The organism is Bradyrhizobium sp. UFLA05-89 (genome assembly GCF_059803475.1).
Genome location: NZ_JBANBA010000060.1, coordinates 39,820 through 55,980, shown reverse-complemented (window position 1 = coordinate 55,980; position 16,161 = coordinate 39,820). Strand labels below are relative to the sequence as shown.

Below are 16,161 nucleotides of genomic sequence, written 5' to 3'. Positions count from 1 at the left end.
GTGAGTATGCCTGTCCATAAGGACAGTTCTCAACACAACGGTCCACCTGACAAGGCGGCCCCCAGCGGAGGATTACTAGGTTACTGCTTGCATACAAGTTGAATGATGGTGTCGATATTGAATTGCAGGCGCTCATCCAGCGCATCCGGATTCATCAGGTCGCGATCATAAATTATCGAGCCGGTGGATCGGTTGGTCGGGTAATAGTAGCCAACCGCCGCAATCGTAATATTCAATTGCACGGGATCAATCCCTGCTCGAAACTCCCCGCTTTTTTCGCCTGTTTAAAGTATGCTGGCGAGCATGGTGATGAATTTGCGGCTTGCCACCTTGATCAGCGCCGACTTTTTCAAGTGCCTGGCCCGGTGAAGATCTCGCTGTTCACCAGCGTCAAGAATTCAGGAGTTTTCAAATGGTATTGCCACGTGAACCGGACCAGGCGCTCATCGGGAGCAAGGACAATCTGTTCCAGGCCGTTATCGAAAACGCCTATCTCGATATACGCAACAACGAACAGCAGCTCCATCTCGACGACTTCGAACCGAAGGAAGCTCTTAAGCCGGCGCAACTTCCTGCTCGCGTCAGCGGCGGGCATCGGCGCGGTTGCTATGCCAGCCGCTTTCAGCGGCGGTAGTGCGTGGGCGGCTCTCTCCGACCTCGCGATTACATGCGCCTACCGCGATCGCGCCTCGGCTTATTGGAATTCGATCGTTTCCGGCGGTCGGACTTTCGTGGAATCCATTGGCAAGCTGAAAGATGGTCTGGTCTCGCTGATCAACGAAGGGTCGTCCGAAAAGTCGCTTGCCGATATCAAGGCTCTCTCTGCCAAGACCGGCGGCAATTGCGCTATCGCCTGCGATGCCAACGACAGCCCTCTACGACGAGGTGCCTTCACTCGGAGTACGTCCGAACTGCACCACGTCCTCATCCCGCACGACGTTTCTCGAAAGTCGACCCAATGCTTTTGATCGTAAAGGCTTAACGGCGAGGGAGCAAAGTTCGGAACTGAAGTTCCTGAATCACGCTGTCGATATGCGCTTTCGTGTAAGGCCCGATGCCCACGGCAACTGGACGGGATCGGGTGACCTTTTGTTCGGGCACTTCCACGGTCTCTTCGATCGTTTCGCCCGCACGCGTCTTCTGCTTGATCGTCTTTTTATGCGCCGGGATCACGACGGTATAGAACTCTTTTCGGAAATCCTCATCCGAAAGCTCTACCAAGGCGAGATCGATCGAGTCAGTGGACTTGGACTCGCCGGACAGCGGCGACTTCGCAGTCACACTTGTAAGGACGAAGGTCGGCGCGATGCCACCACTCAGCGTCAAGGCAAAGTCGAGAGAGTAGCCGATTGCCTTATCTTTCGAGTCGAAAACCGTCGGCTTGAATCTATCCTCTGGACGGTTGACTGCTTCCGATCGGGCATCCGCCTCTCGCTGGTCGTCGAAGACGCGGACGATCCACTCTGAGAGACCAAGCGAGCCCTGCAGCGGACTTAGACCCGGTGCGGGGCATGGATGATGTGAAGCTTCGAGAAATGAAACATAGATCTTCAGAAGGGCCGTACGTTTAGAATTGTGTACGACACCGACATTCAGATCGAGCGGCGTCACGCTCCCGAAAGGCCCGGCCAATGACGCCGAAGGCGCGAGAGTGCCCGTCGAATCTATGGCGAGCGTAAGAGTGAGGCCTGCAGCCCACTTCGACAGGTCCGGATATCCCTGCTTACCATGCAATGCAAGAAAGGCCTGTCCTATCTCGCATTTGACGCGCTCTTCCACCGCGACGATGGAAACGCCATCAAGCTGCTCCGTCGGCATGGTCGCGCAACCAGCCACGACCAAGCTACCAAACGCAGCAAGAATACGCCTGCCCACCATTTCATACGCCCCTATCCACGAGCGTTTCACAAACCGAACCGGCGATCAAGTAGCATCGTCCTTACTTGGCAACCTAGTTTTGGATTCCGAGAAAGTGAATTAGATTTGGCGGTCTCAAGACCAAGGGAAGCCAAAGACGTTTGGATCAGATGCCATGTTCAACTACCGTTTCTGTTTATCGGGGGTTATCGTTCTCGCAGCATTTGCGGGGAAGGCGCCAGCCAAGGCCGATTCGGCGACTAGCGAAGTGCGATGCGAGATATCGAGCGCCATACCCAAGAGCTCTATGCTTTCGTTCGTCGCAAAGTCAGCGCGAGTCGATCTGCCGCAAGAGGTGCAGGTGCGAGGTCCGGGCCCGTTATTTGTTGCGATGCATAGGACACTTTCGAAGTTCGAAGGCCAAGTGCGCATAGAAATCGACAGAAAGACGGACGATGCCAGTGAATTTCAAGACCGATGCACCACAGAATGGCTCAGCACCGCCAAGCCGGTCACTGTTCGCACCCCCTCGACGGCAGGTGACGTCTCGGTCTGGAGGCTAAGGGTCTTCGACAGCGCTGGCGGAGGTCCTACCGGCGAGTTTCCTTACGTTATCGACGTTATGATGCACGCTCCGGCTACGCCCGGAGGTCCAAGATTGACGGCCGTCTCGCCGCTGCCGTCCGACAAGCCATTTTCGGGGGACGGCAGCGAGCCCTCCCGTCCTTGCGGGGAAAGCGCGACCTCGATTCGTGAGGGCGGTACTCTCGAGCCGGCGAGAACGACCAGCAATGAAAATATCAAGTCCGATACCCCGTGGCTTTGGTTCGCAACTGCTGGCCGATACTTGTATATCAAGTTGAAGGCGGACCGTCCTGTCAGGGCGCGCGTTCGTCTATACGCAAAAGAGCCGAGTGGTCTGGCGTTCCGCGGAATTTGCGAATCGATCGTCGAGTTGTCGCCGACTGAGGGACACGGGTATCTGACCGGCCAAGCCGATTGGGACCGGATCATACACCCTCTTTGGCGAGTTGAGATTGAGCCGATCGGCGAGGCTGGCACACCAACGTTCAGTTCTATCTATGCAACGGCGTTCCGCGAGGTGGGCTCGGAGCCGCTCCCCGCGCATGCTGCAGGTGACTCCGGATCGCTCGCCTGGAAGATTGCCAGCGACTGCTATCAATGCCGCGCTTGGACCCCCGGGGCTGCTCGTTCACCAATACAGCAGAGCCCGCCGCCTTTGATTGCGTTTGCGATCTCGACAGGATTGGGGATCGACCTACCGGAAAACACAAGTCAGGAAGGCTCTGTTTTTCTTCTTCGATCCCTGCGAACGGCAATCGGGATTTGGCTCGCGAACTGTCGCGGCTGCAATTACGACGCGATATCCGTCCTACGGATAGGAACTCAATATTGGTTGAGATCGGACATCGCGAATCCGATATTCGCACCCGGTCAACCAGGCGGCCTTCAAGGGAATCGTCTTCTCGAACGTGCGGCAACCGGCGCTGGCGGCGTCGAACTTTTCGGTGAGGCGCCTATAACGGAAGAAAAGCGACGCTTGGTCTGCGCAATGAATTTGGGATCCGAACCAACGGAATTATACCGGATCAAAGCCGCTCTGAGGTGCTTCAATTCAACAGCAACCGACAGCCGCATCATCACGAACATAACGCTGTTGATGCCGACGGATCGGCCAACTGCATGCGGGAGGGGAGCAAACATCATCGCGTGTGAAGAAGATGCGACTCTCGTCGAGCTGAATGGCCGAGATTACAGATTCTGCATGGGTACCGACGCCGTCACGTGCGTAGGCTCTGGGGCCCGCACATTGGATCTTATGCAAATAATGCTTCATGAAGTCGGGCATTGGATTGGTCTCGGCCATTCGGACTCGGCGGGCTCGATCATGGCGAGCACGTTGCAGATCTCTCGCTGTATCACGAACGCGGATGTCGAGAGTTTGCAAGGGCTCGTAACGCATGCGCCGGAGGGTCGGTCGACGGCGGGAAGACCTCAGGCGTTTCGATTGTCGGAATTGGACGATTGAACCGGTCTCTTGCGCGACCGCTCCGCTAAATCGTCGCGTGTTCCTCGATCTCATCGTTGTAGTGCGCTCTTTAAAGACCGCCAATCGTTCGTATCCGTCTCGACGGATAACCGGTCGATGGCTTCCTTTGCGAGAAAATTGATGGAATTTGCTGAAGTGTCGACGCCAGACAGGTAGAGAATTCGCAGAAACCGGGCTACGAATGCGGGGTGAGTGCCCGACAAGGGAATTCTTATCGGTGCGTCGGTCGTGTAGTCGAAGTCCAGCCCTACGCCTCCCAATGGGATCTTGGGGCAAAGCTTCGGAAACGTGTCCGGACACATCGATTTGCGTAGAAGCGCGTTCGTGATGTCCAGAACCGTTTGATATGCCGGAATCGAGGCTTGCTCGAGATTTCCTACGAAGCTGATCGCTGCGGCATCCGCAGCAAGTTCGCTTCTCTGTTTCTCGACGTCGAACACGCGCTCGCCGCTCGTCCCCTCGCCGAAGTCGCTCATTCCGTGCTTCAGGGCGACGTGCCCCAACTCGTGAGCTAAGATCCAAAGGAAGATATACTTCCTGTAGATGGCGCGTTGTTGCGTGCCTTTCCCGAAGATCTCCATCAGCCGGAAGTCATCGATCAAGTCATCAACGAGCTTCAGATCGCAATCAATGACGCTGTCGAACGGAGTAGCGACGCAGTTGTCCCGATATATGGCACCATCGCCGCTTCGCGAGTTCGCCAAGTTCACGAAGATCGGACCATGAATATTCTGCTTAGGGCTGAGCGTGAGGATGAAGTGCGAAGCCTGCGGGTGCCCCCATCGATCGGCCACGGTTTGCGCGAACGACTCTAGGGCGCCCCTAAACTCGATCGGATTCCGCTGCTCTGCGAGACATTGCGCAATCGTCGACAGCAGAAGGATGAGCACCGAACAGGCGACATTAGACCTTACCTGCCTTGCAACACTCGCCCAAATCACTGAAGATTTCGCTCGAGAAAATCGGCCCAACGTTCCTTCGACACGAAATCGACGACGTGAGAAGTGTTCTTCTTCAGATAGCCTTCATGGTAAGGGTCGGACCGGAAGTCCTGCGCGGACGCCGGAAAATATATCGCAACGCCGTTCGAACCCGTATCCTTCTTGCTGCGAGCAGAAGCGTAGTTATAGAGAACGATCTCAGACGCCTTTGCGGCCGCCGTTTCGGCGGCCTTTTTGGCATCCGCGTCCTTCGTTATGGCCGCATACCCATGGGCGAAGCCGATCAAGTCGACGGATGTCTTCATGCCCGCGCTAGATCCATACGTCTTCATTGCGGACCGCGCTTGAACGATGTTGGACTTTTCCCCATCGTGCTTAGCGATGAGGACATCGGCAAACTTGGAAACGGCGGACGCAGTCTCGAGCGCCTTGGGCGTATCAAGAATAGACAAAGTCGTCGAATGAGAATTGCCGTAACGAGCACGATAGCCATCTACGATGGCACGGGAGAGCTCAAGTGCAGTCATCGACGGTTTGGCGAGCAGCCTTTTCAGGAAATAGTCGTAGTCCCAACCTGCGCCCGGCTCCAACTCTTCGCTACCGACGAGCATGGAAGATGAACTTCTGAACGCATACGCCGTCTCCAGCATCGACATCAGACAGGCATCGAAGCCGATCACATCAATTGGCTTCTTGAGCCGGGACGAAAGAGTCTCCGTGACCGATTGGATGTCGCTGTTGTAGAGGAAGTTGCCTGTGTCTTGATCGAAGGAAACCGCGCGGAATCCGCCGAGCGGCGGCGTGTTTTCCGCCGCTCTCTGCAGATCGGCTGCGTTGACCGTCTGGACACTCGGATTTCTGGATGCCGAAGTTGCCCGCACATTAGTATCGCTCGCCAACTGAAACCGCCAGCCTTGCCCATGATTCCAGATGACGAGCATGTAGCGCTTGGCCGGATAAGTATCCACGGCCCAATCGACGAAGTCCTGAAGGGCGGCGGGGGACCCTAGATCGGAAAGTTCGGGCTTACCCCGGAGATCCACAACCGCTTGCGCGGGCACCGGCTCCTGGTTCTTCTTCACGCGAAATCGGAGGACGCCTGACCACTTCTCTGCGGCCTCAGTGAAGTGAACAACCGGCCTTCCCATCTCGACCAGCACGTTGACGTCGCTCGTGCTTCCCCGGCTCGCGATCTCGTTGAAATTCTCGATGGCATCGGGCTCAAGGTTGTTTTTTGCGTTCATGAAAACCATGACCGTCCACTCTGCGGAATTGGCCGCTGCTCTCGTGGCGAGAAGTCCGGTCGTGCTCAATATCGATACGATCAGGAAAATCGTGCTGCGGATCATCGCTGGGCTCTTGAATGGCAGAAGCGGCAAAGCTCCATTCAAGACCAACTTTACGTTGTAAGCAAGAGTCCCCGCACGAGCGGCATAAGACAGGCGTGCAGGATCTCGCGGGCCGCCCACTGCCCGCGGGTCGCAAACGCGGCAAGGTGATGCATTGCGGGATTCGTGGTGCCGGAACAGGAATGACTTCCGGCTTCGGAGTCGCAGTCCTCCAATTGTCCGTCTTTCCAACGAGCACATTTGCCGATGGCTGGCTCTTCGCGGTGCGGCCGAAGGCTGAATCTCCCGACATATAGATGATGCTGTGTCGGCTCAGGCCGCAAATACGAGAACCATGACCGAGCCCCAGGTTGTGAGCAGGATGTTCGCGATAGGATAGGCCGGTGTATAGCCGAGCACTGGCACCGGGCTTCCCGATCGCTCCTGGAGGGCGGCCATTGCCGCGGTTACCGTTTGCGCCCCGGTCAGACCGCCGAGCAGAAGAATTGGGTTCATGCGCAAGACGAAATGACCGAAGCAGAATCCGACGATCTGCGGCAGCAGGGTCACTGCCATGCCGCCGAGCAGCAGGCCGATGCCCGATTCTCGCAGGGCGGAAAGGAAGATCGGCCCGGCATGGATGCCGGTGAGCCCGACAAACGCGGCCAGTCCGAGTGATGTCATCAGGCTGACGGCGCCGTCCGGAATCCGGCCGAAGCGCGGATTGAGCGTGCGGAGGTATCCGACCAGAAGCCCGGCAAGCAGCGTGCCGACGCTCGTGCTCAGCGCGATCTTGATGCCGCCGACAGGAAAACTCACGAGAACGCCAACGACGCCGCCGAAGAAGATGGCGAGCCCCAGCACGACGAAATCGATGCTGGTGCTGGGGGCAACGATGACACCGATATTCTTCGCCGCGTTCTCCACGACCGGTTCGGGGCCGACGACGCGCAGCAGGTCGCCACGCTGCAGGACGACGCCGGGAGCAATCGGAAGCTCCTGGCCGCCCCGGCTCAACGAGCGCAAATAGAGGCCGCGTGTCCAGTCCCGCTGTGAGGCCTCCTGCAGGTTCATGCCGGCGAGCTTGGCATCGATCAGGAAAACGTCAGCGGAGATCAAGGGAATGTCGAGCAGCCCTCTGTCCTCGACCTCCTCGGCGCGGGCGCCGATCAGCTCCACGATGATCTGACGCGGCGCCGATATCGTGATGATGTCGCCTGGCGCGAGGATGGCGCCGGGCTCCGCCTGGAGAATACGTTCTCCACGGCGGATCCGATGGATGAACAGGCGGTGCTCGGGCAGGCGGGCTTCGGCGGCCGCGACGGTCGATCCGGCGAGGGGAGAGCTCTCGTCCAGCCGATAGGCCCGCAGCTCGAATTTTCGCCACGCGGATGCCAGACCCGGCTTGGTGCGAGTCATTCCCAGCGACTGCTCGAGCTTGAGCGCCTCTTCCCGCAGGTCGATCTTCAGGAGCGCAGGCGCTATCACCGTGCAGAACGTGATCACGCCCGCATAGCCGAAGATGTAGCAGACCGCGTCAGCGACTGCGATGTGCGAAACATACAAGGCACGCTGCGCCTCGGGCGCCGAGAGGCCGTTGACCGCGTCGGTCGCCGTTCCCATCGCCGCACTTTGACTCAGCGCCCCAGACATCAGCCCCGCCGCAAAGCCGGGGTCGAGCCCGAGTATCCGCCCCACGGCGATTGCGGACGCAAGGCCGGTGAGGCACACGACGACGGCGAGCAGCATCGGCTTCAGCCCGTCGCGCTTCATCGCCTGCACGAATTGCGGACCGACGGAATAGCCGACTCCGAACAGAAACAGCAGAAACAGGAACGATTTGGTCATGCTGGAAACGGGCACATGCGCGAAGTCGCCGACCGCCAGGCCGGCGAACAATGCGCCCGTGACCGGGCCGAGACTGAAGGCGCCGATCTTGAAGCTTCCGATCCAGTAGCCCGCGGCGATAACCAGGAACAGCGCGAGTTCCGGATAACGGACGAGAAACTGCTCCAGCCAGGTCAGCATCTCGGGCAGCCGATTTCTATGTCATGAGCATGACGAGCACCATGCCCCAGATCGTCAGCAGCGTGTTTCCAACCGCGTAGGTGACGGTATAGCCAAGACCCGGAATCTGGCTCCTGGCGCGATCGTTGATCATGCCGAGCGAGGCAGTCGTGGTCCGTGCGCCGGAACAGCATCCGAGCACGATGGCGTCATGGAATTTGAACAGGTACTTGCCGACATACATTGCGAGGATCAACGGTACGGTCGTCACCACGACGCCCCAGAGAAACAGGCCGATGCCAAGCGCCTTCAGGCCGGCAACGAATCCCGGCCCCGACGAAATGCCGACTATGGCAATGAAAACGTTCAGGCCAACGGAGTTCATGAACCAGACGGTAGGCGAGGGAATCCGGCCAAAGGTCGGCCGCACGGAACGCAGCCAGCCGAAGAACAGGCCTGAGATCAGCGCTCCTCCCGAGGTGGACAATGTGAGGGGCACGCTGCCAATCTTGTAGACGATCGCGCCGACCAGCGCGCCGATGGCAATGGCGGCACCGATGAAGGCAACGTCGGCAACGTCGGTTGCGCGATCCGGCCGGCCAAGCATCTTTGTCGCGGCCGCGACATCGGGCGTGCGTCCAACGATGGTGACGATGTCGCCCCGGTTCAGCTTGGTGTTGGGAAGAATGGGAATCTCGACCGCGATCGCACCCCTCGTGATCTTGCGCAGGAATACGCCGCGCGATGCCGGGCTCTTCGCCAGCTCCTCCAGGGTCTTGCCGTCGACGTCCTTGCTGGTCACGTAGACATCGACACCTTCGATCGGCATGGCAAGCAGCTCGCGATCGTCGACCTCCTCCGCCTGTTCGCCGATCAGCTGGACGAGCACGTCGCGCCGGCCTGCCACGGCCACGACATCGCCTGCATGAATCACGGCATCGGCGATGGCATCGATGATCTTCCCGCTCTGTCGCAGCCGCAGAATGAATACCCGTTGATCGGGGACCAGCGCCTCGGCCTCCTGCACCGTCTTCCCGACCGCCGGGCCGCGCTCGCGAACGCGGAATGCGCGGACCTCGAACTGGTGCCAGGCGGTGCCGGGACCGCCCAACTGCTTCTTGCCGCCGTGCTCCTCCTCATATTTCTTGCACGCCGCTTCCAGATCGATGCCGAGCAGGGCCGGCCCAAGCAGCGCGAGGACGATCGCGGATCCGACGGTGCCGAAGATGTAGGTCACCGCATAGGCGACGGGCATGCCGTCGAGGATCTTCTTGGTTTCTTCCGGCGACAGCCCGAGCCGGTTGATGGCATCGGTCGCCAGACCCATTGACGCCGAAATCGTCTGCGAACCGGCATAGAGTCCGGCGGCCGAGCCGACATCGTAACCGGCAATCTTCGCCCCGAGATACGCGGCGAGCAGGCAGAACACGCACACGACGGCAGCGAAGATCGCTTGGGGAACACCGTCCTGCGCGATGCCGCGCACGAATTGCGGCCCGACGCCGTAGCCGATGGCAAACAGGAACATCAGGAAGAAAAACGGCTTGAGCGGGCCTGTAATCGTGATCCCGATCTGGCCGATGATGACAGCGGCAATCAGCGTCGCGGTGACAGCTCCAAGTCCCAGACCCTTGTAGGTGAAGGAGCCAAAATAGTAGCCCAGCGCCAGGGACAGGAAGATCGCGATTTCCGGATAGGTCTTGAGCGTCTGAAAGAACCAGTCGATCATGATGTCACCCCGTTCATGCCGTCGGCGTGCGCCCGCTTCGCTCCCGCTCCGCTTCGAGAATCGAAGACCCGACGACGAGAGCTGAAGCAATATCGACCAACATGAGGCGACGGTCCGGACAGGACATGTTGATTTATGTCAAGCGCAACGGCCGAGCTGCGGGGCATCCGAGGCATCACCGACGACATCGTCTTGGTGCGTTGCGGCATGGCGGAGATTCGGAGCGTCATTGCCGCCTATGCCTTGAGGTAGATCAAGAGACGCCAGCGGGCGCCGATCATCCTCGGCGCGATCTTCGCGGGCGCCAGAGCCTGGTCCACCTCGTGCTCGTTCCAACAGATCGCACAGTCCGGGAGTGTCACATGGCCGACATCTTGACCCTGAAAAAATTCGAGGCGCTGAGCCCGTTCGAGATCAAGGACGAGCTGATCAATCTCGCCAAGGCGACGTCGAAACGGACGCAATCCGCGTTCCTGAACGCCGGCCGCGGCAACCCGAACTGGGTGGCCACCACGCCGCGCGAAGGTTTCTTCCTGCTGGGACAGTTCGCGATCACCGAAAGCAAGCGGGTCATGGAGCACCCGGCGGGGATTGGCGGCATGCCCCAGGCGAAGGGCATTGCCGCGCGGTTTGAGGCTTGGCTCGCCAAGCACTCCGAGATGCCGGGTGCGAGCTTCCTTTCGGAGATGCTGCCCTTTGCGGTCAAGAAATTCGGCTTCGACGCGGATGCCTTCGTCCACGAACTCGTCGATTCCATCATCGGGGACAATTATCCGGTGCCGGACCGCATGCTGGTGCACAACGAAAAGGTCGTGCACGAATATCTGATGTGGGCCGTTTGCGGTGATCCGCGGCCGGCCGGCAAGTTCGACATCTATGCGGTCGAGGGCGGCACGGCGGCGATGTGCTACCTCTTCAAGTCGCTGAAGGCCAACCGCCTATTGCTTCCCGGCGACACCATCGCGCTGGGAACGCCGATCTTCACACCCTACATCGAGATGACGCATCTGGAAGATTACGACCTCAAGGTCGTCCAGATCAGGGCACCGCAGGAGAACAAATTCCAGTTTACCGACGAGGAAATCAAGAAGCTGGAGGATCCGAAGATCAAGGCGTTCTTCATCGTCAATCCCGCCAATCCCTCCGGGATGGGCGTGAGCCCGGAGACGATCGCCAAGCTGGGCAAGCTGGTCAAGACCAAGCGCCCCGACCTCATGCTGCTCACCGACGACGTCTACGGTACCTTCGTCCACGGCTTCCGCTCGCTGCTGGGTGAGCTCCCGCACAACACCATCGGCGTCTATTCCTATTCCAAATATTTCGGCTGCACGGGATGGCGGCTCGGTGCCATCGCCATTCATGAAGACAACATCTTCGACAAGATGATCGCGAAGCTGCCCGACGACGCTGTGAAGGCGCTCGACAAGCGTTACGGACCGCTGACGCTGGAGCCGCGCAAGCTGAAGTTCATCGATCGGATCGTTGCCGACAGTCGCGACGTCGCGCTCAATCACACCGCGGGCCTGTCGCTGCCGCAGCAGGTGATGATGAGCCTTTTCTCGCTCGCGGAGATGATGGATGCGAAGAAGGCCTATCAGGCCGCCTGCATGGAAATCGTCAACAAGCGGCTGTGGGCACTGCTCGATGGCCTGGGACTTGCCGACAAGCTGTCGCCCAATCCCAACTACGACGCCTATTACGCCCTGATCGATTTCGAGTTCTGGGCCCGGAAGAACATCGGGGACGAAGCCGTCGACTATCTGAAGAAGCACATTCATCCGCTCGATCTTGCATTCCGCTTGGCGGAAGCCCACGGGATCGTGCTGCTGAATGGTGGCGGCTTCGATGCCCCCGAATGGTCGCTGCGTGTCTCCCTGGCGAACCTGCCGGACGATGTCTACGACGATATCGGACGGGGCGTTCGAACGATTGCCAGAGGATACCGGGACACGTACGAGGCGGCTAAGCGAGGCTAAAGGAGCGCGGCTACGGCAACGCCCGGACTGGGCGTTGCCCAAGCGATACTTTTGGATCGAGGATCTCCGACCACAGCGATCATAGGAGGGCAATCATGCCAATCCAGCTCGTGATGGACCGCAGCGGCGATAGCCGTTATTCCTTCAACTCCGACGACGCAGAGGAGCTGGCCCGAGCGGAACGGCGGTTCTACGAACTGACCGGGGTTGGCTTCACCGCAGCGGTCAGGACCAGTCATGGTCAGGTATCGAAAATCCGATCGTTCGACCCCACGGCGGAAGAAACACTCTTTTTTCCCAGACTGATCGGCGGGTAGTCGCCTTCCTGTCATGTTTCGATTTCGACCATTGCCGTTGGGTACCCGCTCCCGCATGAGAGCGACGAGAGCCCTTTTCCTAAGGCGCGGCGCGGAGGCCACGCCTGAGGGGCGGTCGCTGCGGATGCTGCGAGATTGGCTGTCGCAGGCGCAGCGCGAGCAGTTCGCAAGCAACGGCTACTTCGATGTGGTCGGAGGCAACACCGGAAATCATTACAGGATCTTTACCGGCACCTCGGTCAACGTATGCGAGATTGACAAAAGAGGCCGCCTCCGCGATGGGCTGTGTTTCACGACGATTGGTGATCTGCCAATCGGCGACGTGATGCTCGCCCAGAAGATCGCACTGGAAACATGCGAAGACGAGGTGCGCGCCCTGGCCAGGTGGTTCACTCCCCAAAGCCATCATTTTCGGCAAACCCAACTTCTCGGCTGACGGGAGAGATCGTCGTTGTCTCCCGCCGGTGTCGACGTCCATTGATGTCATCTCAGATCGCGCGTGGTGTCGTCACAGGGCAGCAGCACCAACAATATGGCTGCCGACGCGGCAGTGCTTTGGAGTCATCCACACCAGCCGCAAGGCCGCGTCGCGGAGCGCTACGCCGGCTTGTACGCCGAAAGGCGATATCTTCACACCGTTGTGTCTATTCGTCGTCCTCGTCGGTCTCGCGACTGTGCTCGATCACATCGCGCATCCCGCGCATGACGACATATGACACGAAGGACATCCTCTTCTTCTGATCCTCGCTCAGCGTCTTGTAGAGCGGCTCCCAAGCATCGGCGAGCTTCTTGAGGTCGCCACCGCGCTGAATGAGCCGGTCCGCTCTGCGCTGCATAAGCTCGACTGGATTACTCTGGTGGAGGGCGTCCGTTTCACCATCGTGTAATTCGGCTATCCGTTCCAAGCGCGCCTGCCGGTTCTTCGCCCTGGCGCGGATGGCCTCCTCGACGGCCGGCCAGTATTTTTCCTGATCGGGTGTCAGCTGCAAGGCGGCCTTGACTATGCCGACACGCATATCCGTCAGGCTTTTCAGGTCGGCTGCGCCGGGCTGTCCCACTCCGACGGTGGATGATGTCTCTGCTGCGTACGTGAGAGACGAGGTCGTCGTCAAAAGCGCAATCGCTGCGACGGCTGCTTTCATCATTGCAAACTCCTGAGGCTCGTATCGTATGCCCCCGAACAGAACGAGCCTGCCGATTAGCGGCGAGTTGATCTAAGTCAAAGGGCCCGGACTGAGAAATACGGACGTGCTTCTGACTGTTCTCAAACTCCCGTGCGTCTCCCGAATGTAGACAAGGCCAACGAAAGTCGATGGCTATTCGTGCTCGACAATTGTCGATCTACACTCTGCGGTCCCACGATTTTCGACGTTACTTCGGAAGGCATTCTACCTTGTAGGCAACGATGATCTGCGCTGGGTCGGCCTTACCCAGGCTCCTCAAGTCCTCTAATCCACTTCTCAGTGTGGCTCCCGCCTCCTTCAAGCTGCCTTCAAGCGCCGTCTTGGCCGCGTTGCATCGCTCTTCGTTCGAGAACTCCTGAAACACCACATTCGGGTAGAGCCGCCATTCCGCCCTGTCGTTTGTGGCGGCAGGATTGACCGAGTAGGAGAAGACGTACATCAGGACCCACATCCGTATGCTCCACTTGTGATGCGATGTGGTGTGATGAAGCTTCCGGCCCCACCGGCGAGCCATGACCTAAATCAAGCGTTCGCCTTGGAGGCCGGGGACGTGGCCGTTCAGCGCGGCGGCAGGCCTCCGGAGATGACCCAATCGTCATACGACCGGAACTTGAGACCGAGCCGTTCGTAATGGACCCGCAGATAGCCGTCGCTGCCGCGTGTGACTGCGTCGGGTCGTACAGTCTGCACCTCCTGCGCGATCACCCCGACATAGAGCTTGTCGCTGCCGTTGTAGGCGAAGCGATAGTAACCAAGACCGTTGTCGAGCCGGCCGAGGAGCACGACATCGTGCTTGAGGTTGATGTCCGAGCGGCGTCCACCGCCACGACCGCCGCCGCCTCGAAACCCTCCACCGCCGCCGCCCCGAAAACCGCCACCGCCGCCGCGAAATCCTCCACCACCACGGAAGCCTCCGCCGCCCCGGAATGCTGCGGCTCGATGTCCTCCGCCTGCGAACCGCGCTCCGCCCCCGCGACCCGCCGCAGGCCTGAAATGCGCAGCTCTGGAAGCTCCGCGGTGCGCCGCGCGACCACCTGACCTTGCAGACCTTGCGTTCCTGGCCGCCGCCGAGCGGTCACGCACTTGGCGATTGCCGGCCGTTCGACCAGCGCCTGCCTGCCTGTTTGTCGCTCGGCCGCGGTCGGCGCGTTGCGTCCGGTCGCCCGCGTTCGGACGATTGGCGCCGGCCCCTAATCCTTGCCGGTTCCCACCTGGCCGTTGATTGGCATTGCCAAATCGCTGTTGCAGGTTCGCATTGTTGTAGCGTGCACCCTGTCGATGCCTTGCGTCGTGCTGCCAGTGTTCAACGCGAGCACCGCGATTGATGTCGATAGCGCCGCCACCCCAATTGACCCGGCTGCCACCCCACCATCCGCCGCCGCCCCAGTAGCCGCCGCTGGCCCATCGCCCCAGTGCGTAGGCCGCGCCGAAGGCCACGCCGGTCGCGATGATGCCGGCGCCGACGTAGCCGGGATAGCCCCAGTAGTAGGGATAGGCAGGATAATCGGAGTACGGCCAATCGCCGAAAACCACCTGCGGTTCGTAGTAGGGGACGTAGATGCTGTCCGCCGATGCGGGTTCAATGTAGATGAACTGTCGGTTCTGCTCCTGCCTTACCGTCACCTTCTGCTCTTGCGTCGTGACCAGCTTGTTCCTGCCATAGGCCTTTGAACGCAACCGCTGCACAGCGTCCATCACGTCTTGCTGCTGCACCAAAAACGCCTCGCCGAGCTTTTGCGTCCATTCGAGGTGCTCGTGCAACATCTGGAGAACCGAGGGCGTCGCGACCAAAGCCTTGACGCTCGCGTCCCAGTCCTGTTTCTCCGCGGCGATCTTCAGGGCGTCTCCTTTGAGGTTCTTGTTCTGGTTCATCCAGCGATCTGCGCGTACCACCTCAAGCGGATAGGTCGATGCCATCAGCACGTTCGACAACAATGTATCCGGATACAACGCAATCGGCGCGACCAGTGCCTCGAGTTCGGCCGGCTTGAGCGGCTGCTGCTCCGGAACCGGCGAGGGCGTAGGGCTCGGCGTTTGAGTTGTCTGATCGCTTGTCTGGGCTCGTGAAGGAAGGCTGGTACACAGCAATCCGAGCAACGCGCATATCCAGCATATCGTTCTAAGGATCCGCATGTCGCTCGTCCTCCAAGCTTGCGCGGCACCAACCCCAATCGGAATTGAGTGGGAGAGGGCCGATTTGACATAGGTCAATAGAACGAAGCCCTTCGCCGTTACCGGACTGGGATTGGGCATCGACGCGACAAGCGGCGCCGCTCCTGTCCGGCTGCAAGCCATTGGCCCGGCGCGCTTTTGACTTGGATCAACCGCCGCGCCCCGTAGCCAGTGTCTAAGTCATTGCTCGACGCACCTTCGGCTGAAGAGGTGTGACCAATCGTGAAGCTGCTGTTGGTTGGGACGGGTGGCCGATTGGAGAAAAAGCGATGCGTTCTATTTTGGCCTTAGCCCTTTTGGTCACCCTGTGTGGCTCTGCGAACGCAGCTACGGCGCATCCCGCACACCGGCGGCACGCTATTGTTCGTCCCAATCAGGGCATGATCTACGCGCCATCTGGGCCGCCGATCCAATACCGGGCCGCACCGTACAATAATTTCAATGAGCCGTATTACGGAGCTTCCCAAGGTTACGCGCCTGGCGAGAAAGAACGATTTCTCGAAAGTGTGAGACGAAACCTTTAGAGCATGATCCGGAAAACTGTGAGGCGGTCTTCCCTCGCGACAAACGCGGAACGCG

General features: G+C 59.5%; 14 protein-coding genes. 5 read left to right on the top strand and 9 right to left on the bottom strand.

The features are described from left to right. Positions 1–80: 80 nt before the first annotated feature. Positions 81–242, bottom strand: coding sequence for a hypothetical protein (locus SO139_RS27130; protein WP_449381371.1), 162 nt, complete (start codon positions 240–242; stop codon positions 81–83). Here SO139_RS27130 and SO139_RS27125 point away from each other — a divergent pair. Next, positions 237–968, top strand: coding sequence for a hypothetical protein (locus tag SO139_RS27125; protein WP_474804193.1), 732 nt, complete (start codon positions 237–239; stop codon positions 966–968). The two genes, SO139_RS27130 and SO139_RS27125, sit on opposite strands and share 6 nt — an antisense overlap. A gap of 10 nt (positions 969–978) precedes the next feature. Here the strand turns inward: SO139_RS27125 and SO139_RS27120 are convergent, their stop codons facing one another. Next, entirely contained in the window at positions 979–1,818 is an 840-nt protein-coding gene (locus tag SO139_RS27120; protein WP_449381368.1) for a hypothetical protein, read from the bottom strand. A gap of 214 nt (positions 1,819–2,032) precedes the next feature. Here SO139_RS27120 and SO139_RS27115 point away from each other — a divergent pair, with 214 nt between their 5' ends. Next, complete coding sequence (locus tag SO139_RS27115) at positions 2,033–3,907, top strand: matrixin family metalloprotease (RefSeq protein ID WP_449381367.1); 1,875 nt, start codon at positions 2,033–2,035, stop codon at positions 3,905–3,907. A 50-nt stretch (positions 3,908–3,957) separates the two neighbouring features. On the opposite strand, the gene SO139_RS27110 is transcribed toward SO139_RS27115, so the two are convergent. The 4 genes from SO139_RS27110 to aspT (SO139_RS27095) all read right to left on the bottom strand — a co-directional run bounded on the left by SO139_RS27110 (position 3,958) and on the right by aspT (SO139_RS27095) (position 9,933). Continuing rightward, complete coding sequence (locus tag SO139_RS27110; protein ID WP_449381366.1) at positions 3,958–4,818, bottom strand: M48 family metalloprotease; 861 nt, start codon at positions 4,816–4,818, stop codon at positions 3,958–3,960. A 47-nt stretch (positions 4,819–4,865) separates the two neighbouring features. Then, positions 4,866–6,218: a clostripain-related cysteine peptidase gene (locus SO139_RS27105; RefSeq protein WP_449381365.1), complete on the bottom strand. Its 1,353-nt coding sequence runs from the start codon at positions 6,216–6,218 to the stop codon at positions 4,866–4,868. Between the two features lie 312 nt (positions 6,219–6,530). After that, positions 6,531–8,225, bottom strand: a complete 1,695-nt coding sequence (gene aspT, locus SO139_RS27100) for an aspartate-alanine antiporter (protein WP_474804197.1) — start codon at positions 8,223–8,225, stop codon at positions 6,531–6,533. 16 nt (positions 8,226–8,241) lie between these two features. Beyond that, positions 8,242–9,933, bottom strand: a complete 1,692-nt coding sequence (gene aspT, locus SO139_RS27095; protein ID WP_449381363.1) for an aspartate-alanine antiporter — start codon at positions 9,931–9,933, stop codon at positions 8,242–8,244. Positions 9,934–10,295: 362 nt separating this feature from the next. On the opposite strand from aspT (SO139_RS27095), the gene aspD reads away from it, so the two are divergent. The 3 genes from aspD to SO139_RS27080 all read left to right on the top strand — a co-directional run bounded on the left by aspD (position 10,296) and on the right by SO139_RS27080 (position 12,662). After that, positions 10,296–11,909: an aspartate 4-decarboxylase gene (aspD, locus tag SO139_RS27090; RefSeq protein ID WP_449381362.1), complete on the top strand. Its 1,614-nt coding sequence runs from the start codon at positions 10,296–10,298 to the stop codon at positions 11,907–11,909. A 95-nt stretch (positions 11,910–12,004) separates the two neighbouring features. Further along, on the top strand, positions 12,005–12,226 hold the full coding sequence (locus tag SO139_RS27085) for a hypothetical protein (protein ID WP_449381361.1): 222 nt from the start codon (positions 12,005–12,007) through the stop codon (positions 12,224–12,226). A gap of 124 nt (positions 12,227–12,350) precedes the next feature. After that, positions 12,351–12,662: a hypothetical protein gene (locus tag SO139_RS27080; RefSeq protein ID WP_449381360.1), complete on the top strand. Its 312-nt coding sequence runs from the start codon at positions 12,351–12,353 to the stop codon at positions 12,660–12,662. Positions 12,663–12,870: 208 nt separating this feature from the next. Here the strand turns inward: SO139_RS27080 and SO139_RS27075 are convergent, their stop codons facing one another. From SO139_RS27075 to SO139_RS27065, 3 genes are all read right to left on the bottom strand, one after another. Further along, positions 12,871–13,371: a Spy/CpxP family protein refolding chaperone gene (locus SO139_RS27075; RefSeq protein ID WP_449381359.1), complete on the bottom strand. Its 501-nt coding sequence runs from the start codon at positions 13,369–13,371 to the stop codon at positions 12,871–12,873. Between the two features lie 226 nt (positions 13,372–13,597). Beyond that, the gene (locus tag SO139_RS27070; protein WP_449381358.1) at positions 13,598–13,861 is read right to left on the bottom strand and encodes a hypothetical protein; all 264 of its coding nucleotides are present in this window, start codon (positions 13,859–13,861) and stop codon (positions 13,598–13,600) included. A gap of 107 nt (positions 13,862–13,968) precedes the next feature. Next, positions 13,969–15,543, bottom strand: coding sequence for a DUF3300 domain-containing protein (locus SO139_RS27065; RefSeq protein ID WP_449381357.1), 1,575 nt, complete (start codon positions 15,541–15,543; stop codon positions 13,969–13,971). Positions 15,544–16,161: the final 618 nt, after the last annotated feature.